Origin of the sequence: Virgibacillus siamensis, assembly GCF_039522605.1 — a bacterium.
Taxonomy (GTDB): Bacteria; Bacillota; Bacilli; order Bacillales; family Amphibacillaceae; genus Lentibacillus; species Lentibacillus siamensis.
The window spans coordinates 22,513-42,921 of record NZ_BAAADS010000003.1 but is presented as its reverse complement, the minus strand read 5'-3'; the positions used below and the strand labels follow the sequence as shown (position 1 = coordinate 42,921).

Here is a 20,409-nt window from a genome sequence, read left to right as displayed (position 1 = left end):
TTAAAAATATCCGTCATTATTCCATCGGCGAAATTGCGACTTCTATCGGTATTTCACCTTTGCATCGAACTGCACAGCAAAATCAGCCGCCGCTTACCGGTGGAATAAACGCCACAACATCGCCCGTCTGCAATACCACATCATTCTGGGCATATTCTTCATTGACAGCAATCATCGCCTTGTCCAAACTATTCAGCTCATACGTGCTTACCAGGTTTTTTTTCAATTCCGTCAATGTCAGACCGTTTGCTTCAAGGGAAACCTTGTTGCTGCCTGCAGCGTCCTGAAGCTCCGCAAAAAATAACACATCAACCATTGCGCATTTCCTCCTCATTCGGAATTCCCTCATGATAGGATGTATTTTCCTTTTGATTTCCTATCCATTTCGTTCCATCTTCCCAATGTTCTTTTTTCCAGATGGGAACCATTTCCTTAATTCGTTCAATCGCATAACGGCTTGCTTCAAATGCATCATTTCGGTGGGGAGTTGACACAGCAATCACGACAGCCACATCCGATATATCCAGATGCCCTGTACGGTGGGCAATTACCGTATCAGCGTCTGTCCACTTCTCACGGATCTCCTCCCCAATTTGCCGAAGCATTTTTTCCGCCATTGGAACATACGCCTGATACTCGAGATACAGTGTCCGCTTCCCTTTCGTAAATTCACGAACCGTTCCAATAAACGTGTTCACGGCGCCGGCATCAGGACGAACGACCTTTTCAATACATTCATCGATGTTAATTGGTTTATCTGTAATCCAAAACTTTTTATTCATTCGAACACCTTCTTATATACGCGGCCAACCAGGGCAAATTTTCCTGCATCCTGTGCAGATCAAACACCGGTACATTCAGCCCGTCCAGCAATGCCGTATCCCAGCTCCCCGCAGCCATAACGTTGGATAGTTCATCAATCAGCATCAGATCTTCACTGTTTCGTACGAGAACGAATTTAGGGTATGCCGCTTTTTTAAACCCTTCAATCAGCAGCAAATCAACAGGCATGCTGCTGTACAGCTGAACCAGTTCATCAAGGTCCAGCGGCATTTTCAGCGTGAACTGGGAAATCGTTTCACCCTGCACACCGCTCATAACAGCACCCGAATCCAGATGCTGCCTGCTGTCGGTTGGCTTTCCCAGATCAGGTTCCCCGCCATGTCCATGATGTTTCAGCGTCCCCACTCTGACACCTGTTTCGAAAAAATACCCAATCAATTCGTTCATCAGTGTGGTTTTTCCGGAATTTTTATACCCAGCTATTTGACAAATCTGCATGTAATTACCTCTTTTGTTCTATCTAAGCATAAGGCTCGTCCTACAGCGATTACCGAAGTTTTCTTATAAACCATAATTTATACTTTCTGACGTTACAAAAAAAGGTCGATCCATTTCAGATGAACCAACCTCGTCTTTATGCATCAATCAGGGATGCCCAGTGCAATTTTAGCGTAACGTGACATTTTATCTTTGCCCCATGGCGGATCCCAAACAATATTCACTCTGCTTTCCTGAATTTCCGGTATATCAGAAAGTGCACGCTTGACGTCCTGTTCTATATGACCGGCGAGCGGGCAGCCCATAGCCGTTAACGTCATTGTGACGGTGCAAATACCATCATCGCCCAGGTCAGCATCATAGATAAGGCCCAGATTTACGATATCAATACCCAACTCAGGGTCGATAACATTCTCCAGCGCGCCCATTATATTTTCCTTCAGCGCTTCGTCCATGACCAAAAAACCTCCTTCATCATTCCTAACTTTATTTAAACATATAATTGTCGTTTTTGAAATGATTTTAATCACATCTGACTTCTTTTTACAAGTGTTTCTCAAACCATTTTACCAATTCAAGGATTGCTTGGCGGCTCACTTTATGGTCACGGTTCTCTTCCTTAAGAAATTGTATATTTTCCTTGTTTTTATACAGTTTTCTAGCGTTTTCATAAAATGTATAGGAATGGTCAAACGGCACGACCGCATCATTCTCACCATGCCAAAAAAACACCGGACGCTCCTGCAGTTTTTCCACCTGTTCAGATAAATCGTATAACTTTAACTGCTCATATAACTGGTCAATCATTTCATCACTGACAGGCAAGTTTCCCATCTTCTTAAAGCTGCTGACCAGCGTTTTAGCATAAACCGTGATTTTCGGTGATCCCATCATAACCCCAGCAGTCTTGATCCATGGGTACTGCGTCAATGCCGCGGAGGTTGTTATACCACCCATACTGGTTCCGGCAATTCCGAAACGCGCATCAAGAATCAGTCCCTCTTGATCGAGTGTATCCTTGATGTCTTTCAACTCCTTCACATTGAGCATGACAATATCCCAAAACGAAATTTGTTTCTTTATCTCGGATACGTCCACTTCCCGTTCCCCATGAAATTTGCTGTCCGGAAGTATGACACGATACCCCTTTTCAGCCAGCAGATAAGCCAGTGGAAGATTATGTTCTTTTGCACTTGTAAACCCGTGAAAGTAGGTGACTGCAGGGAGTGGTCTTCCTTCGTTTTCCTTATCCTCGACCACCAAACATGGTACAGATTTCATTGATTTTTTATATACCCCTATCATTTGCCGATTCCTTTCCAATTCGTTTTGTTTATTTATTCATCATAATATTAAGTTTACGTAAATTGCAACCGGCAGGGCATTTAATCCTTTACATATATTGGATTCACTTATACACTATTGTCATACGAGGTGAAAGCATATGGAAAATAACCGGCATTTAATTGCACTGGATCTGGATGGGACGTTATTGACAGATAATAAAGAAATCAGTGCACGTAATAAAAATTCAATACGGCAAGCGATAAATGAAGGACATATCGTTGTGATTGCAACTGGAAGACCACACCGCGCAAGCATTGACTATTACCATGAATTGAAGCTTGACACGCCGATGGTAAATTTTAATGGTGCGTTAATCCACCACCCAAAAGACGAAAAATGGGATGTTTTGCACAATCCGATGCCAGTCCGAACAGCATATAAAATTATCGACGCCTGTTATGAAATGAACGTTCATAATATTTTGGCTGAGGTGAAAGATCATGTATATATTGATCAATATGATGAAAAAATTACCGATATTTTTCAATCAACAAGCCAGGACCCGCCTTTTAAAATCGGCAGCCTCAAAAATGCGTTGAATGAAGATCCAACTTCCTTGTTAATCCACCCGAAAGAAGAACATATTGCGGAACTGCGAAACCATTTAGATGATTACCATGCCGAACTTATCGAACATCGCAAATGGGGTGCACCGTGGAATATCATTGAAATAGTAAAAAAAGGGCTAAATAAAGCAGTAGGACTGGAAAAAATAGCGCATTATTATCATATCCCCAAAGAACGAATAATTGCATTTGGTGACGAAGATAATGACTTGGAAATGATTGACTATGCCGGTGTTGGGGTTGCCATGGGAAATGGTATCGATGAATTGAAATCAATTGCTGCTCAGGTTACCGAAACAAACGAAAACGACGGAATTGGCGTTTTTCTGGAAGAATACTTAAAGCTTCAGGCCAAAACCATCTAAATTTTACCTTTTATAAAACAGGTGAATCAATCCATACTAAAAGTGAGCGCATTAAAAAGCGTTCACTTCTTTTCTTTTTTTGGAAATGCTTCATCAGCTTTCTGAAGGAGGAATTACCGATGGGGAAAAACAGCAAGTCCAGAAGATTCAGCCATCAAGGTGCTGATTCTGTAAAAAAACACGCCGAACGGTTTCCTTACCGTGCACGTTTCAGCGATACGGAACGAAAACACGAGGAAGCTGACAGCCACACAGTAGGAGGGTTTTAGATGGGAAACAATAATCTGTTCCAACAAGCTAAAACTGCTGTCAACAACTTTAAAAACGCTCAAGGAAATGCGTCTCAACAAGATAAGCAAGCTGCCAATAATGCGATCCAAGCCGCAAAAAATAACTGTTCACCTGAAGAACAGCAGCAGCTGCAGCAACTTGAGCAACAGCTGAAGCAACACAACCAGCTTAGTTAACCTCCCAAAATACGCATTAAAGATTTTCACTTCATTTAATGATAATGAAACGGGATTATAATGTGTATCAAGCATCTTTGCCAACAAAATGGCAAAGATGCTTTTTCTTATTTTTTCTGTTAAAATGATATTAAGTATGCATTATTTTTAGGAGGTCAAATCAATGGGAGTACGAGCTGAAGCTACGCCAAACCCGAATGCACTGAAATTTACAACGGACAAGCTGATTTTTGAAGGAGACAGCAGCATTTCCGTTATGCCTGGCGATACAAGTAAACATGAAATTCTGAATGACTTAATGAATGTTGAAGGTGTTGACAATGTCTTTGGGTACCAGAACTTTATCACCGTAAATAAAATGTTTGATACGGAATGGGATGACCTGCAACCAAAGATTATCGACGTTATCGAAAATCATGGGTATTAAAAAAGACAGCGGATGCTGTCTTTTTTATGTTAGGTTGTTCTGCTGATATAATTTTTCTTCTGTTGATATACCTGCTCTTCTCTCGATATATTTTTTATCTATCGATATTTCCCACGATGAAAATGCACCACCTGCCTAGTCTTTCCTGAAGAACCCGAATATGCCGGTTGTCTGCACGATGTTAGTAAATGCATTCGGATCAATTTCCCCTATAATGCGCTCCAGATCATAAAGTTCATAACGCGTGACGACCAAATACATCATATTTTTATCCTCCCGCGTATAAGCACCTTTCGCAGGCAATATCGTGATACCGCGGACCATTTTGTTATGAATGGCTTTTTGCAGCTCGTCTGCTTTATGTGTAATAATCATCGCCGTAACTTTTTCATGACGGGTATGGATTGCATCGATCACACGTGTTGTAACATACAATGTCAACAGTGTATACAATGCGTTTTCCGGTTCATACAGGATGCCAGCCATTGCAATAATGATTGCGTTCAAAAATAAAAAATAACTGCCGATCGGTCTGTCCTTCATCCGGGAAAGCACCATGGCTACAATATCCATACCACCAGTTGAAGCACCATGTTTCAGTGAAAGACCAACACCGGTCCCGCCGATCACACCACCGAATACAGCATTCAGGATGATGTCCTCGGACAAAGCAACTTGCGGTATTATTTCCAAAAATAAGGTCGTAAACACGACAGAAATAATACTGTATACAGTAAAACCTTTTCCAACTTTTTTCCAGCCCAGAATTAAGACCGGAATGTTCAGGATAAATAGAATAATACCAGTACTTACACCTTCAATGCCTATAAAATCTTTAAACACACTGGAAATCAGCTGAGCCGCACCAGTAAATCCACTCGCATAAACATTTGCCCCAATCAGGAAAAAATTCAGGGAAATGGCATTCAGGATTGCGCCAAAAATAACAATCAGAATTCGTTTTGCCTCAAATAAAAACATAGCTGCCTCCTCTGCCTTGTGTCTTATCATTTTTAATAGTAAATAAACTTTGACTAACCTTAAGGATAGCTTTAAACTGAAATCAATATCAAAAAACTGGATTGTCGCTAAAAGTGAATCTCAAAGAAGCGTTTGTGCCTTTTTAGAATTCCTTATGCTCTAGAGATGGCGAAATCCCCATTGCACTGATGCAGTATCAAAAACTGCCAAGATACGAGAAAAGTAGGTGAAATAATGAACACGAAAATCCTTGCAGATTCAGCATGTGATTTGACCAATCGTCATTATAAAGCATTTGACATCGAAATGGTACCATTAACCGTTCATTTGAAAGGAAAAGATTTTGAAGACGTAAATGAAATCGAGCCAAAAACAGTATATGACGCCATGCGGCAAGGTGAAGGGACGAAAACATCCCAAGTTTCCCCACAGACCTTTAAAACTATTTTTACATCGTATGCCGAATCAAATCAAGCATTAGTATATTTTGCATTTTCCTCAGAACTATCCGGCACATGCCAGACCGCGAAAATGATGGCGCAAGAAGTACAAGAAGAATACCCTGATGCCGAGTTGCATGTTATCGACACAAAATGCGCCTCCATCGGGTATGGGCTTGTCGTCCTGAGGGCTGCTGAACTCGCCAGGAACGGTGCAAGTACTGACGAAATCATCGAAACCGCTGAATACCACGCCAATCACATGGAACATATTTTTACCGTTGATGACCTGGAATACCTGCGGCGAGGCGGCCGTGTCAGCCGGACATCCGCATTCGTCGGCTCTCTGCTGAAAATTAAACCCGTCCTTCATGTCGACGATGGTAAACTCGTGCCACTTGAAAATGTCAGAGGATCCAAAAAGGTATTGAATCGCATGCTGGAACTTATGGAAGAACGCGGAACTGATTTTAAAAACCAGACAATCGGCATCAGTCACGGTGATGATTTAAAACGTGCCGAGCAACTGGCTGCCATGATTAAAGATAAATTTGGTGCCGACAATGTATTGATTGAAATGGTCGGTTCCGTAATTGGGGCACACTCCGGTCCCGGCACCCTCGCATTGTTTTTCCTTAACAGTGAATACAACTAATATCAGGCTGATCCGTACATGGATCAGCTTTTTTTGTAACGTCAGAAAGTATAAATTATGGTTGACCTTATAAGAAAAACTTCGGCAATCGCTATAAGACGAGGCGAATGCCGAGTTTTTCTAAATATTCCCGAGCGATTCCCGTACTTGTGCAAGAATCAAAACAAAACTGTAACATTTTTCCTTCCGTATCGTCTAACTAATTAAACAGGACCGATGAGGTGAAAAAATGATAAATCGAAAAACTGCACTGTATTGTTTAGTAATTCTAGTCGCAGTTGGTGCCGCCATTTTTTACCTGATGCCGGGTTCTATAGGCGTCAAGATTCCGGCAAAATCCAGCTATGCACCAACCTTAAAAGACTGGTCCATCCATTTTTCTGAAACAATGAACCCTGACACATTCACCAAAGATGCCGTAACCGTTACAAATCACAACAATGAACCTGTTGAGGTGACCATTACATGGAACAAGGAGCATACCGTTCTGACGCTTCAAGCACCCGAATCCGGCTATCAAATTGATCATACGTATATGATTACCGTTTCAGATACAGTTGAAACGGAAAATGGTGACAAATTAAACAAAACATTCACCCATTCCTTTACGACAGTATCTGACATACAAACCATTAAGGATAAGGAGCAGTTGGTCACATTACTGCAGGAACGATCAAATGCAACTCAAAAATTAATCAAAAAACAAGATCGCGGCGTCTCCATGGAAAGCGCACAAAGCGATTCTGGAAAAAACATGGCGAAAAGCGGTCCAGGTGCATCATCAACCAATACACAGGTAAATGGTATCGATGAGGGCGATATCATCAAGACAAATGGCGAATTTATTTATTATTCCCGGGGTGCAGATGTCGTGGTTGCCAGTGCTGCGAAGAAAGAAAGTAACATTGTTTCCACCATTTCGACAAAAGATTTCCGCCCGACAGAACTTTATTTGCACGATGACCTGCTGATTATAATCGGAAATTCACACCGCCTCAACCGTCAACCATCAACACAGTCTGCGGTTGTCGATCGGGCAATACTTCCACCTGGCAAAACAACAGCAATAATCTATAATGTTACTGATCCAGAACATCCTGAAAAAGTACGCGAAGTCAGTATGGACGGCTCATTGATTTCAACCCGGAAAATGAATGGATATTTGTATCTGATTGCCAATCACCATCCACCAATCCGAGTGTTGCAGGAAAAAAAGAAAGGCACCAATGATTTGCGTCCGTCAATCAAAGATACTGCTGTCAGCAACAAGACTCATCCGCTCAGATACAACTCGTTATACTTTTTCCCTGATACGAAAGAGAAAAACTTTTTGATGCTTGGTTCGATTAACTTAAACAAGCTGAATGAAAAAGCAGAAATTGAAGCTTATCTTGGTGCTTCCAGTCAAATATACATGTCCAAAAAACACTTATATATTGCAGCATACCGTTACAGCAAAGACATTTCACCTGAACGTAATAGTCCAGAGCTGTCGATTTCACGGCCTCCTGTTAAAACCAAAATCAATCAGTTCAAACTTAACAAAGGTGCGATTACCTACAATGCATCGGCGGTTGTTGAAGGCAGGCTGATAAACCAGTTCGCCATGGATGAACACGACGGAACATTTCGTGTTGCAACTACCAAGGATACCATGTGGAACGATGACAAACCTTCAACCAACAACCTGTTTACGTTTGATATGCAGATGAATCCGGTTGGATCTATTGAGGGTCTGGCAAAAGGTGAACGTATATACAGTGTCCGGTTTATGGATGATACAGCCTATATGGTTACATTTAAGCAGGTCGATCCTCTTTTCGTAATCGATCTTAAAAATCCGAAAAAGCCGGCTGTTCTTGGTAAGCTGAAAATTCCCGGGTTCAGCAACTACCTCCATCCACTCGATGAAGATCATGTTATTGGCTTCGGTCAAAATACCAAACTGGTGAATTCCGAACACGGTCAGGAACAGCAAGTGAAAATCGATGGACTGAAGATTTCCGTGTTTGATGTCAGCAATCCGGCAAAGCCAAAGGAGGAGTACAGTGAAATTATCGGTGAAGGCCATTCCTATTCGGAAGTAAATCATAACCACCGTGCACTTTATGAACACCCGAAACGCCCAATTTTCGGCTTCCCGGCCACCATTTATGATGCCAAAAACATTCAAAAAGGAGAAGCTTCCTATCGGGATGAATCATTATCATTTCAGGGCGCATTTCTCTACAACATAACATCGGATAACGGCATTCAGCTGAAAGATTCGATTTCCAATCTGAAAAGTACCAATCATGATTATCCATCAAGGCGTAAACATAAAATACGGCGGATGGTATCTGTCGGTGACACGTTATATTGTTTTTCACAAAATGAAATGTCGATTTATAATTTAGATAAAGAAAAAATAATCCTTCGCGTCCCGTTTCCGGAAATGAATTAAAAATTTCAACTCATGAAGTCGCAAACTCCCGCATATATTTCCTGTAGGACAGGCACAACCTGACGATGCGGGAGGGACTCTATGAGTATGAGTATCTTTGAATTGATTACCATTTATGAAATGGAACGAAACCAGCCACCGGAATCGATTAATGGATTGCTTGATTTCTATCAGCAAAAATACATCAATCGTGAAATTGACCTGAATGAATACCGGAAAGTGTATTATTACCTGTACAGACAAGGTGCTGTTTCCGCGCATGAATATGAATATGCGTGAACCGGCCAGTCTCTATCATGCGGAACAATATTGACGCACAAAAACGACGAGGTCATTTTCAATACGGCGGATAAATGCTTTTGTTCGGCGCGTATTGGAGTTGGTACGGCGGGTTTATGCAAAAGTACGGCGCGCTCCTTCACAATTATGCGGCAGGTCCCAGTTAAGAGAAGATCCGTAAATTTGCACAGTGCGGACGCGACCTACTGCTGCACTTTTAGCCAAAAGAAACGGAAAGCTGATTATTCCAAACCAGCTTCCCGTTTCTTTTGTTTTACGCTTAACCTGATGATTGCACCGACGAAAATAACAAAAACACCGATAACCATCCCGATAAACAGCCAGTTCAGACCTGTATCTTCCTGAATGACATATACTTCTGCTGTTTCACGAGGCAGTCCTATTCGATACTTTCCGTTTTCATTTTCGCGAACAAGATTGTCTCCAATCACACCTTTCAGCAGCTTGCCGGATTCCACACCATCAATGGAAATAACCTGTGATTTCACATCATTATTGATTGCAACATAGACTGATTCACCCTCATACGACCGCTTGAATAAACTCATTGCACCACTCGTTCCCAGCAGTTCAAAACTCCCTTTCTGCAAAGCAGGAAACTTAGCGCGCAATGCCGCTATCTGATTATAATAATCCTGCAAGTCCTGCTTGCTGGCATTAAATTGAACCAGCTGCAGACTTTCCGGAAAGTCCCCTCCCATTGGAATTTCCGAACCTTGAAAAATCATTGGCGTACCTGGAGCGGTGTATAAGAATGTCAATGCCAGCTTCCATGTTGTCAGCGGATTCCGGCCGTTCTCAAAAAATTTCTGAGTGAATCGTTCGGTTAACTTATTATCCAGATAGTTGAGCCCTTCCCTTTTTCCATTATTCTGCCAGGCTTCATAAATTGGTGCTACCGGATTTCCTGCCTTTACAAACGCGCTCACCATTGCTTCCTGCAAAGTATTGTTTTCCACTGCCTGTATGTTCGTGTTTTTTTCAATTTCCCCGTTATACTGCTCTGGCTTCAATATACCAGCCAGCAGGTAAAAATTTGGGTTTTCCTGACTGAGATGTGCTGTCAAATCCTTTAAAAATTCCTGATTCATCTGATCAGCTGCATGGAACCGATACCCGTCAATCCCTGCTTGATCAATCCAATAATCAGCGACATCTGTTATAAACGCCTGCACTTCCGGGTTGGACTGATCGAGCTTCACTGTCTGATTAAGCCATTGATTGGCGTTGACTTCTGATTCTTTGATCCAGTCTTTTCTTGCCGGATCATCCACCATCGGATGTGTCGGTGAAATATAATTTGTAACCAGCTCCAACACTACTTTTATATTACGATCATGTGCTTCTTTAACCAGTTTTTGAAGATCTTTCATTGTCCCAAACTGTTGCTCAACTTTGTAAAAATCCTCGATCCAGTAACCGTGATAGCCATCTGGCGCGTTTCCCATCACCGGTGAAAGAACAATCGTCGTAAAACCAAGCTCTTTTAACTTGTCCAATTTGCTGGTAATTCCTTTAATGTCCCCGCCATGGTATGCATGAGGTTCATCCAGATTAGTCTGTTTGCCAAGCGACTGATCCCCATTACTGAAACGGTCAATCAGAATGTTATAGATAATTTCGCTTTTGACTTCTTTATCACCCGCTGCTGCAGCCGGACTTGTCACACCTAGTGAAGTCAGTCCAATCAAAAGCACAAAAACTAGCCGTCTCATATATGTACTCCTTCAATAATTAATTTTCTTTGCACTATCTATTATTGCCAATTGACATTATTGGTCAATGGATTCGCCCGGATTGTTGAAAAACATTCATAACTGAGGTCCAGGCTCCTAGTTTGTTTTAATTAATAGATAGACAAAATAGGGTGTGCTTAAAATAGCGACCACAATGCCAACTGGTATTTGTGTCGGATCAAGCAGATTTTTTCCAATCAAATCAGAGACCATCAGAAGCAGTGCACCGATCAGGGCAGCAATCGGAATAATGTACTGATGGAGCGGTCCGATTATTTTCCGTGCGATATGTGGCACAACAAGTCCCAGAAAAGCAATTGCTCCACCCGCAGCGACACTTGCCCCAGCCAATGCAACAGCAATAAGCAGCAATGAGCGCCGTTCTTTTTCCACCTTGGAACCCAAACCGGCCGCCACGTCGTCACCGAGGGTCAATATGTTAAGGATATTTGCCTTGTGCAGTGCAAACGGCACAAGCAGCAAGATCCATGGTAACAATGCCATAACAAAAGTCCAGTCGGCATTCCAGATATCGCCTGAAAGCCATACGGTCGCCTGCCGAAAGTCCTGCGGGTTCATTTTCAGCTGAAAAATAATCAATGCTGCACTGAATCCCGCATTGACACCGATTCCGACCAAAATGAGCCGAATCGGATTAACGCCGTTTTTCCAGGCAAGCAGATAAATTAACAATGCAGCAAATAAAGCGCCCAGCAATGCAAACAGCGGCATAATGAATACAGACAATGTGCCATTAATCGAATCCTGCAGCAGGAAAATATACAAAACAACAGCAAGCCCTGCACCTGTATTAATTCCAAGTATGCCTGGATCAGCCAGGTCGTTTTGCGTGACACCCTGCAAAATTGTTCCCGAAACGGCAAGCCCCGTCCCAATCAGCAATGCCAGGACAATTTCCGGCAGACGAAAATTGAATAATACCAGCTCATATTTATCCGATCCCAGGCCAAATAGCGTTTTCACCACACCCATTGGTGGTACTTTGACAACACCGGTACCTAATGTAACAAAAAACATGACTATAATCAGAATGAGCAAGAGTGCCATAACTCCCGCAAAATGTGTGGTTTTTTTATTCATGATTTACCACCCCCGCTGTTCCCTCGTGCGAGATAGAGAAAGAACGGTACTCCGATAAGCGACGTGATCGCACCAACAGGCGTTTCAAATGGTGCATTTATCAGGCGGGAACCGATATCAGAGAGAACCAATAAAAGTGCCCCAAATATAGCAGATGCAGGAATTATCCATCGGTAGTCCGTCCCCATGATAAATCGTGTCATATGGGGTATGATAAGTCCAAGGAAGCCGATTGCCCCTGCAACGGAAACAGCGGAACCCGTCAAAATCAGGACCGTTAAAATGCCCATCAATTTTATCATAATATTGCGCTGTCCCAGCCCTGCGGCGACATCCTCACCAAGATTCAGTACGGTGATCGATCTTGCAATGGCAAAAGCTATTACCAAACCAATTCCACCCGCAATCAATAATATCTGAATAGATGTCCAACCTGTACCTGCCAGTCCGCCGGCAAGCCAAAAGCCGAGCTGCTTTTCCAAATTGAAGTGAAGCGCAATAATCGACGACACAGAACTTAACAGTGTTCCGATTGCAACACCAGCCAGCGCCAGTTTGACCGGTGTCAGGCCGCTCGTGGATAATGAGCCGACCATAAACACGAGTCCAACAGCAATACCTGCACCGACCAGTGAAGCGATGGTCATGCCGATGGTCGAAATTCCCGGTATAAATGCCAGCGTAATGACAAGGGCAAAAGCAGCACCATCCGTCACACCCATAATGGACGGTGACGCCAATGGATTGCGGGTCATGCCCTGCATGATTGCCCCGGAAACCGCCAAAAACGCACCAACCAACACTGCACCCACCACTCTCGGCAGACGGAGCTCCCGAATAATCTGATGGGAAGTATTTTCTGGATCAAATTCAATAACCGCCCGCCATACCGTTTCCAATTTGATATCCGCCACCCCATATACAATGGAAAGAACGGCTGAACAAAGTACCGCAATGATTCCTGCAAATTGAATGATTATTTTTACTAGTGATGAATGCTGTATAAAAGATAACATAATATACTCCCGCTAATTGAAATCGTCAAACGTCCCTAATGTTAAAGTATAATTCGTTCATAAGATTGTTGCAATGCCAATGAAAAAGAAATTGACAGAACAAATGAAAATGATTATCATTACCATTAGGTGTTTCATTATATCATAAAAGGAGACGTACATATGCTTAGACGAAATAAATCCTATTTAATAAATATCTGTATTATCCTGGGTCTTGCATTGATTATTTCAGCATGCGGCAGTGATAATAACGAATCTTCCTCCTCTTCTAAAGAAAATGGCAATAATAATGCTGAAATAACATTGGACAGTAAGAAAGGTAAGGTTACCATCCCTCAAAATGCAGAGCGTATTATCGCACCATACCATGAAGATGCATTGCTTGCCCTGGGTGTAACACCAGTTGCTAAATGGGCAATCGGTAACAGTATTCAAAATTATTTGGAGGATCAGCTGAAAGACGTACCAAAAATTGAATGGAACCTCCCGCTAGAACAAGTTATGAAATATAATCCAGATCTGATTATTTTATCAAACACACTGGACAGTTACGAAGGCTCCTATGAAGATTACCAAAAAATCGCGCCTACCTATGCGCTGACCGACGAAGCAGCCGGCAATTGGCGCAAACAGATTAAAATATTCGGTAAAATGCTGGGCAAAGAAGACAAAGCGGAAAAGGTACTAAATCAATATGATCAAAAAGTTTCCAATGCAAAAGAAAAGCTGAATAAGGCAATTGGCGATGAAACCGTCGCAATGGTCTGGACAATGGGCAATAAATTTTATCTGTTTGAAAAAGACCGCCACATTGCAGATGTTGTGTATTCCAAATTAGGCATTAACGTTCCCGAAGTAGTCGACAGCCTGGGTAAAGCACCGAATGACGCATGGAACGCGATTTCCATTGAAAAGCTTTCCGAACTAAAAGCGGATCACGTCTTCCTGCTGGGCATGAAAGGTGAAGAGGGAATCAAAACACTGCAAAACAGCAGTGTATGGCAAAGCATTCCGGCAGCACAATCCGGCAATGTCCATGTCATGAATGACCCAAGTCACTGGACAAATCAAGGACTGATCGCATCCAAAAAAACAATTGACGCCATTGTGGAGACCTTGGCTGAGTAAACTTCTTTTACCTATAATCGAGTCAGACATTAAAAAAGTGGCAGACTTTATAAAAAAGTTCCTGCCACTTTTTAATTTTTTTATACGATTATAGTTATACAACGACCATTTACGGCAAAAATCCGAGTCCGAGGCGCCCAAAGCCAAGCAGCATGGTAAGAATGACAGCAATGACAAGCTGAATCCACCAGCTTTTCGTCGGTTCTTCCCTGCCGGATTTCAAGCTGATCATTTCCATAGCAAAGATGGCCCAGATACCTGCCAGCCCTTTGAAAATTGCTTCACCCATCTGCGGAGCTCCAAAATAATTCGCAAGCAGTGTACCGCCGGAATAAAGAATAAGTAAATAATCCAGTCTAAGTATCATTTGTACGATTTTAGCACCTTTTGCCTTACCTGATTTATTCAAAATTACTACTACAATAAACAGAATAAAAGCAAGCGCCCACGCCGTAACGTGCAGGTGTGTGCTTGTACCCATAATAAGTATTCCTCCTTTGGAAAGTCCATTTCCATGTTAAACATATCATATCATGTACCATGTAGAATTTCATTTGAAAATTGTATGAACAATGGAAAAGGTGAAGAGTCAAACGAATCTTTTATTGGTGAAATTCGGCGTTAAACGGGCTAATAAAATTTACCCATCCACACCCTGTACCAGAACTTTTCGCATCGGCTGTTTCTTTTTATATGTAAGACTGCGCCACACCCATTCAAGCGGTCCGAACCGGAATTTCGCCATCCACCATCTACTGAGCACTGCCTGCAGACTGAATACCAGTACAACAATTGCAATACTAATACCCGGTGTAACAGAGCCATACAATCCAAAACCCACTCCATAAAACAGAATAAACTGAATCACGGATTGCAACATATAATTCGTCAGGGACATACGTCCAACATGCGAAAAAGGCTTCAGCAATTTAGCACCAAACACGCTTTGATGCAATAACGTGATTGAGAAAAGATAAAATAATGCAGAAGCAGTACCCCCAACATTATCCTGGATAAAATTAAACCATTCCGGGTTACCGTACAGATATGGTCCCCATTTCAACGCAGTAAAAAACAAAAGACTTACACTCCAGCAAATCCACAGCACATGCTTATTCGATTCGGGTTTATGTAACAAGCGTTTCCGGGCAATAAGCATCCCGAATAGAAACATCGGCAATAATGTCATCAACAAAAGAAAATAAGTAAACAATCCGTTTGAGTACAACCAATCATGCAAGTTTTGCGATAGAATAACCGATAAATCATTGCTTGTGTAACTTTCCATTGCACGACGAATTTCCTGGTAATTGGCATACCCCAGATATGCCCGGAAACTAAATAAATACATCGTAAAATAGGCAGCACTGCTCCCAAGCAACATCAGCGCCCATACCAACAGTGTTATATTTTTCCGGTGAATGAATGCGATGAGGAATAATCCAATAATGCCATACGACAGCAAAATATCACCGCTCCAAATAAGAAATGCGTGAATCAGCCCAAAGCCAATCAAGATTATCAATCTGCGCAATAAAAAAAGTTTTGCATTTATCCCCTTATCTATAACGCGCTCTTTCATCATCTGAAATCCGAACCCGAACAAAACCGAAAACAAGGTGTAAAAACTAGCCTGGAAAAATACATCTTTAAAATTTTGTATGAACTGATCAATCGGTGACGTCCAAGCTTCCTCCGCCCCGCCATACAAAAAATATGGTGCAGAAAAGGCTCCAATATTCACAATAAAAATCCCAAATATCGCAAAACCACGCGCAGCATCAATCCACGTAAGACGTTCGGAACCTTTTGTTGGTGTGACGGTGTTCATTTTGTGGCCCCCTTATTCTTTTATGATAGAATAGTAATTTATTTAATGCTGCGATAATGGAATATCCTCCATCTTTTTATATTTAGTATCCACTTCTTGGTAAACCGTCACAAAGTTAACTTCAAATGTTGGAAACGGACCAAGCTCTTCTACTGCTGATACTGCCATAACCTTTAAATCCTGAAATGTCAGCCCATAATTCGTTTTACCCAGAGTCAGATGCGGCACAAAGTCATCAAGTTCGAAATACTTTTTAATCAAGTCTTGCGCGGGAGAAAGTGCTTTGACAATTTTGCAGTGTAATTCAAATAGCTTCTCTGATCTGGCACCCAAATAAAGAATGTCATCATCAAAGAACTTAGGTTCACCCAATGCTAGTTGAAACGGTTTAAAGTTACGGCAGACATTCTTAACGACTGGCAGCCATTTTTTATCCGCAGTCAGACCGCCTTGTGCTTTTAGTGTTACATGCGGCTCAACAACCTCATCAATCGAGTTGTTCTTCCACTTTTGGCGAAACTTCTTAATCCTCGACATGTATTCATCCGGCGGTACAATTCCTATGAAATATTGCAATCGTTCACCTCTTCACTATCATTCTTTTTTCTAAGCCAACTCTATTTAGTCCAAAAGCTTTCCCATATAATATTCATCAACAAATTCGCCATCCATAAACAATGAATCCCTTTTCGTTCCCTCGATTTCAAATCCCATTTTTTTATATAATGATAATCCTGCTTTATTATTCGTAACTGCTGTTAATTCCAAGCGATGTACCCCTTGGCGTAATGCCCATTTTTCAAGCGCCTGAAATAGCTTGCTGCCGATTCTCTGTCCTCTGTATTCCGGAAGAATTCCAATAACTATGTAAACGGAGTGTCTATTTCTGTTGGCATTTCCACCGATAGCTATCAGGTAACCTGCCAATCCGCTATCATGTTCAGCGACGAAAATAGTGGAATTAGTTTTGTGTTTAATATTCTCAATCATGTTTAGTTGCTTTTTAAAATCAATTTCCCTTTCACCCGGTTCCCACAACATATAATCCGAACTTGCCTCCACTTGTTGAGTAAGCCAGACCAGGGCCTCAGCATCTGCAGTTTTTATCTCTCTAAATAGCACAAAACCCCACCTCGTTCAACGAATCATTTCACGATCGGACGCTCCTCCCGCGATAATAAATCTTTCAAAAACACTTTATGCTCATCAAAAATATCATCAGGTAAATTATTGAGCCTGAAAAATTTATTACATAAGCTCTCCTCATTATGTTGAATTAATTCACCTGTATATACAGTGCAAGTAAACGAGATTTGCACCAATGAAACCTGGTCTCCATTTGGAAAAGTTTTATCATATTCCGGACCAGAATAAATTCCAAATAACTCAAGGTTTCCAAGGCGAAGACCTGTTTCCTCATAAACTTCTCTTCTCGCAGTCTCTTGTACATTTTCACCCAGTTCCATAAAGCCGCCGGGAAAGCCCCACTTACCATTATCTGATCGTTGCTGCATTAGCACTCTGTTTTCATCATCAAAAACAAATGACCCTGCAACTACCATTATGACTTTTTCACGCCCCACCATGGACCGTAAATGTTTTATGTAATCCATGCTACACACCACTTTCTTCTTAATGAAAAGGCCAACCAAAAAATGGTCGACCTCATATAACTAACCTCTCAGCTGGTTTTTAAAATATAATACTGTTTCCAACTCATCTTCCCGGTCCTTAAAAATATTCAATTCTTTTCCAACTGCCACCGCAAATTCAATATACGCATTGCCTTCTGCAGTTATTAAGTTTTCGGACACTGTCACATCTGTTTCGCTTAAATCCATACCTTTAAAATAATCCACATATTCCGGCTCATTAGCAACAGACGTTGTAAAATTCCGATCACGCAAGATTCCAGCCGATGCCAGAAATGCAGGTGCACCGCAGATTGCTGCAATCCATTTATCTTGTTTATCAAACGCACGAATCAGGTTTAACAAGTGCTCCTCCCTAATAACTGGAGCAGGTTCTCCACCTGGTATCACCAAAATATCGTAGTCAGCAGAATCACATGCCTCAACCGGCAAATCTGCTCTCACTCTGAAGTTTCCAGCGTGAACGACCTCGTTGCTTAATGCCGTAGTAGTTACTTCAATATCAGATACTGATAACATGTACGATAAAGGGCTGATTTCCCAATCAACATACCCATCATACAAAAAGAATAATGCTTTCACCCATACATCTCCCTTAACTTTTTTGGACTAAGAGCCGGAACAACCTGGATATACCATCATTTTTTTTGCTTTTCATATGAATCAGCCCCTTTAAAAATAATCAATCAAACTGATTTTACCACAATATTTTTAAAATTAATACACTCTGTAAACTTCATGATATATCAGTTTGATTTTGTGCCGGCAATTTTCTGCTTTACATGACTGTCCGTCTCCTCCCGTGTACCGGGAATAAAAATTATACTTGCAATAAATAGACTGATAATAATGGAAAACGAAAAAATCCCAAGTAAGCCGGACTGGTGGATTTCCTGAAATTGAACAATCAGACCAGCCAGCAGCAGAACTGCTAAGCCAAATGCGGCATATCCTTTTCGGACATTCACGGAAGAAAAGTTAATGTTTAAATTACCAGCATTTTGTGCCAACGAAATCAGCACAAGCGTTCCGACATTAGCTGACATTCCAACCCAGACAGGATGGATGTTTAAATAAAATTCATTTGGCAGCCATCCGCCAAGATGGTACCAGATAAAGCCGGACAAAAAACCAACTACCATAGATCCAACCACCGCTTCCTTTGTTGCCAAACGCCAAAATAACACCGCAACCACTGGGGCGAATGTAGCGGAGTTCCGCATTGTCCACGCCAGAACATTCCACCATGCCGACTGCTCGGTTCGTGCCATTCCAAAAATAATCATCAATACTGTTAGCATGAGCAGCGATCGTTTTGTGTATTTTACAAGCTGGTCTGATGTGGCTGCAGGATTTATCGCACTCCCCACGTCCTTGCCCAAACTGGTTGCACCGGAAAACTGACATGGCGCTCCCCAGCTAAGGGCACAGGCCCAGATACCAAGAAAGAACAATCCAACAAGCGGGGCTGGCAGTACCTCCATTAAATATTGTGGTAATGCAACCAGGCCAAGTGATGAATCTGGAACAACAATTGCCGCGGAAATACCAAACAATGCACCAAACAGGATAAACGGGATTCCAAATACAACTGCTAGTTTAAGTCCTTTTTGTCCCTCCTCAGGTGTTCGGCACGACAAAGACATTTGAAATGCAGCCTGTGCCAGAATGACATTAACTAAAAATGTCCCAAACCAGGCCACAATCACCTGAATCCCAACGCTGTCCAATTGAAACATCGCAGGGTTTGATGCTGCAAATGCCTGAAGACCAGCTACCCCGGGATTAATAAAAAATGCAATTATACCAATTACAAACATGATGCCAAACACAACAAAATTCATCGTTTGCGTGAATGCAATCGACCACATCCCGCCAGCCTGCAGATAGAGATACAATAATAATGCAGTAAAAGCGACGGAAAGTGTTAATGAAAAACCTGTAAACACATGGACTGCTGAAGCAAACGCAATTGCCGTGGCGACTGACCACATCGGAAATGCAAATGCCGTTATTACCCCGCCAATACCAAGTGCAGTTCTGCCATAGCGATCACCGATCATGCCTGATACGGTAACCACCAGTTTTTCCCTAAACGGGCCAATAATCAAAAAAGCTATAATTAATATTTGCGTTGTTTCTGCAACACCATACCATATAGCTGAAATTCCTGATAGATAGGACAGCTCTACAATAGAAATAAACGTTGAACCCGAAAATAATCCGGTGATACAAAATGCCACAATCCATTTATTGAATTTGCGTCCGCCTACAAAATATCCAGTTTTAGCCTTTTTTCTGGATATTTGCCCCGCCAAAATTAATCCAAGTGTGTAAACAATTGCAAATAGAATCAACCACCAGCCATAAGACGTCATGATCCATGCACCTCCGTATCATTTGAAGAAGTAATCGTACTCACGATATACCTCCATAAAATTAAATTTATTAAACCAATAAGAATAGTCTATTTAAAAATAAAGTAACATACATAAAAAATCCTCCTCTCAAACTTAGATGAGAGAAGGATTCCATGTATATTTCCATAAAACACGATCAATTCATCTCATCTTCAGAATATCAGATATTCTTCTGAAATTAGCACCATACAATAATTGCTGGTTGCTGAGACATCAACGGGTCAGTCCCTCCGTCTCTCTTGATAAGAATCAA

At 41.7% G+C, this 20,409-nt stretch carries 24 protein-coding genes and 1 riboswitch; of the genes, 8 read left to right on the top strand and 16 right to left on the bottom strand.

Annotated features, from left to right (window positions below):
- Positions 1-82: 82 nt before the first annotated feature.
- The 5 genes from moaD to ABD010_RS03225 all read right to left on the bottom strand — a co-directional run bounded on the left by moaD (position 83) and on the right by ABD010_RS03225 (position 2,586).
- On the bottom strand, positions 83-316 hold the full coding sequence (moaD, locus tag ABD010_RS03245) for a molybdopterin converting factor subunit 1 (protein WP_343810259.1): 234 nt from the start codon (positions 314-316) through the stop codon (positions 83-85).
- The gene (locus tag ABD010_RS03240) at positions 309-782 is read right to left on the bottom strand and encodes a molybdenum cofactor biosynthesis protein MoaE (RefSeq protein WP_343810257.1); all 474 of its coding nucleotides are present in this window, start codon (positions 780-782) and stop codon (positions 309-311) included. Before ABD010_RS03240 ends, moaD begins: the two co-directional genes overlap by 8 nt.
- The gene (gene mobB, locus ABD010_RS03235; protein WP_343810255.1) at positions 775-1,281 is read right to left on the bottom strand and encodes a molybdopterin-guanine dinucleotide biosynthesis protein B; all 507 of its coding nucleotides are present in this window, start codon (positions 1,279-1,281) and stop codon (positions 775-777) included. The genes ABD010_RS03240 and mobB overlap by 8 nt, the downstream gene beginning before the upstream one ends.
- 143 nt (positions 1,282-1,424) lie before the next feature.
- Positions 1,425-1,736, bottom strand: coding sequence for a metal-sulfur cluster assembly factor (locus ABD010_RS03230; protein ID WP_343810253.1), 312 nt, complete (start codon positions 1,734-1,736; stop codon positions 1,425-1,427).
- 88 nt (positions 1,737-1,824) lie between these two features.
- Complete coding sequence (locus tag ABD010_RS03225; RefSeq protein WP_343810251.1) at positions 1,825-2,586, bottom strand: prolyl oligopeptidase family serine peptidase; 762 nt, start codon at positions 2,584-2,586, stop codon at positions 1,825-1,827.
- Positions 2,587-2,725: 139 nt separating this feature from the next.
- On the opposite strand from ABD010_RS03225, the gene ABD010_RS03220 reads away from it, so the two are divergent.
- The 4 genes from ABD010_RS03220 to ABD010_RS03205 all read left to right on the top strand — a co-directional run bounded on the left by ABD010_RS03220 (position 2,726) and on the right by ABD010_RS03205 (position 4,453).
- On the top strand, positions 2,726-3,559 hold the full coding sequence (locus tag ABD010_RS03220; RefSeq protein WP_343810249.1) for a Cof-type HAD-IIB family hydrolase: 834 nt from the start codon (positions 2,726-2,728) through the stop codon (positions 3,557-3,559).
- A 119-nt stretch (positions 3,560-3,678) separates the two neighbouring features.
- Complete coding sequence (locus tag ABD010_RS03215; protein ID WP_343810247.1) at positions 3,679-3,828, top strand: hypothetical protein; 150 nt, start codon at positions 3,679-3,681, stop codon at positions 3,826-3,828.
- On the top strand, positions 3,829-4,026 hold the full coding sequence (locus tag ABD010_RS03210) for a DUF3813 family protein (protein WP_343810245.1): 198 nt from the start codon (positions 3,829-3,831) through the stop codon (positions 4,024-4,026).
- A gap of 163 nt (positions 4,027-4,189) precedes the next feature.
- Positions 4,190-4,453: a NifU N-terminal domain-containing protein gene (locus tag ABD010_RS03205; protein WP_343810243.1), complete on the top strand. Its 264-nt coding sequence runs from the start codon at positions 4,190-4,192 to the stop codon at positions 4,451-4,453.
- A 135-nt stretch (positions 4,454-4,588) separates the two neighbouring features.
- Here the strand turns inward: ABD010_RS03205 and ABD010_RS03200 are convergent, their stop codons facing one another.
- Positions 4,589-5,434 (bottom strand): YitT family protein, encoded by an 846-nt coding sequence (locus tag ABD010_RS03200; protein ID WP_343810242.1) that lies wholly within the window; start codon positions 5,432-5,434, stop codon positions 4,589-4,591.
- Between the two features lie 234 nt (positions 5,435-5,668).
- On the opposite strand from ABD010_RS03200, the gene ABD010_RS03195 reads away from it, so the two are divergent.
- The 3 genes from ABD010_RS03195 to yppF all read left to right on the top strand — a co-directional run bounded on the left by ABD010_RS03195 (position 5,669) and on the right by yppF (position 9,251).
- A complete protein-coding gene (locus tag ABD010_RS03195) occupies positions 5,669-6,529 on the top strand; it encodes a DegV family protein (RefSeq protein ID WP_343810240.1) in 861 nt (286 codons plus the stop codon).
- Between the two features lie 229 nt (positions 6,530-6,758).
- Complete coding sequence (locus tag ABD010_RS03190; RefSeq protein ID WP_343810239.1) at positions 6,759-8,972, top strand: beta-propeller domain-containing protein; 2,214 nt, start codon at positions 6,759-6,761, stop codon at positions 8,970-8,972.
- Between the two features lie 81 nt (positions 8,973-9,053).
- Positions 9,054-9,251 (top strand): YppF family protein, encoded by a 198-nt coding sequence (yppF, locus tag ABD010_RS03185; RefSeq protein ID WP_343810238.1) that lies wholly within the window; start codon positions 9,054-9,056, stop codon positions 9,249-9,251.
- A 242-nt stretch (positions 9,252-9,493) separates the two neighbouring features.
- Here yppF and ABD010_RS03180 read toward each other — a convergent pair whose 3' ends face one another.
- The 3 genes from ABD010_RS03180 to ABD010_RS03170 all read right to left on the bottom strand — a co-directional run bounded on the left by ABD010_RS03180 (position 9,494) and on the right by ABD010_RS03170 (position 13,125).
- A complete protein-coding gene (locus tag ABD010_RS03180) occupies positions 9,494-10,987 on the bottom strand; it encodes an alpha-amylase family glycosyl hydrolase (protein ID WP_343810237.1) in 1,494 nt (497 codons plus the stop codon).
- A gap of 117 nt (positions 10,988-11,104) precedes the next feature.
- A complete protein-coding gene (locus ABD010_RS03175; protein ID WP_343810236.1) occupies positions 11,105-12,109 on the bottom strand; it encodes a FecCD family ABC transporter permease in 1,005 nt (334 codons plus the stop codon).
- Positions 12,106-13,125, bottom strand: coding sequence for a FecCD family ABC transporter permease (locus ABD010_RS03170; RefSeq protein WP_343810235.1), 1,020 nt, complete (start codon positions 13,123-13,125; stop codon positions 12,106-12,108). Before ABD010_RS03170 ends, ABD010_RS03175 begins: the two co-directional genes overlap by 4 nt.
- A gap of 162 nt (positions 13,126-13,287) precedes the next feature.
- On the opposite strand from ABD010_RS03170, the gene ABD010_RS03165 reads away from it, so the two are divergent.
- Positions 13,288-14,253 carry an iron-hydroxamate ABC transporter substrate-binding protein gene (locus ABD010_RS03165; protein WP_343810234.1) on the top strand — a complete coding sequence of 322 codons (966 nt, stop codon included), beginning with the start codon at positions 13,288-13,290 and terminating at the stop codon, positions 14,251-14,253.
- 109 nt (positions 14,254-14,362) lie between these two features.
- Here the strand turns inward: ABD010_RS03165 and ABD010_RS03160 are convergent, their stop codons facing one another.
- The 7 genes from ABD010_RS03160 to ABD010_RS03130 all read right to left on the bottom strand — a co-directional run bounded on the left by ABD010_RS03160 (position 14,363) and on the right by ABD010_RS03130 (position 20,114).
- Positions 14,363-14,734: a YisL family protein gene (locus ABD010_RS03160; protein ID WP_343810233.1), complete on the bottom strand. Its 372-nt coding sequence runs from the start codon at positions 14,732-14,734 to the stop codon at positions 14,363-14,365.
- A gap of 159 nt (positions 14,735-14,893) precedes the next feature.
- Positions 14,894-16,084, bottom strand: coding sequence for a DUF418 domain-containing protein (locus ABD010_RS03155; RefSeq protein WP_343810232.1), 1,191 nt, complete (start codon positions 16,082-16,084; stop codon positions 14,894-14,896).
- 42 nt (positions 16,085-16,126) lie between these two features.
- The gene (locus ABD010_RS03150) at positions 16,127-16,660 is read right to left on the bottom strand and encodes a 2'-5' RNA ligase family protein (protein ID WP_343810231.1); all 534 of its coding nucleotides are present in this window, start codon (positions 16,658-16,660) and stop codon (positions 16,127-16,129) included.
- A 45-nt stretch (positions 16,661-16,705) separates the two neighbouring features.
- Positions 16,706-17,206, bottom strand: coding sequence for a GNAT family N-acetyltransferase (locus ABD010_RS03145; RefSeq protein ID WP_343810230.1), 501 nt, complete (start codon positions 17,204-17,206; stop codon positions 16,706-16,708).
- A 23-nt stretch (positions 17,207-17,229) separates the two neighbouring features.
- Positions 17,230-17,697 (bottom strand): NUDIX hydrolase, encoded by a 468-nt coding sequence (locus tag ABD010_RS03140; RefSeq protein ID WP_343810229.1) that lies wholly within the window; start codon positions 17,695-17,697, stop codon positions 17,230-17,232.
- A 60-nt stretch (positions 17,698-17,757) separates the two neighbouring features.
- Positions 17,758-18,318 (bottom strand): DJ-1/PfpI family protein, encoded by a 561-nt coding sequence (locus tag ABD010_RS03135; RefSeq protein ID WP_343810228.1) that lies wholly within the window; start codon positions 18,316-18,318, stop codon positions 17,758-17,760.
- A 164-nt stretch (positions 18,319-18,482) separates the two neighbouring features.
- Entirely contained in the window at positions 18,483-20,114 is a 1,632-nt protein-coding gene (locus ABD010_RS03130) for a sodium:solute symporter family protein (protein WP_343810226.1), read from the bottom strand.
- 185 nt (positions 20,115-20,299) lie between these two features.
- A riboswitch (SAM riboswitch) is annotated at positions 20,300-20,405 on the bottom strand.
- Positions 20,406-20,409 lie beyond the last annotated feature (4 nt).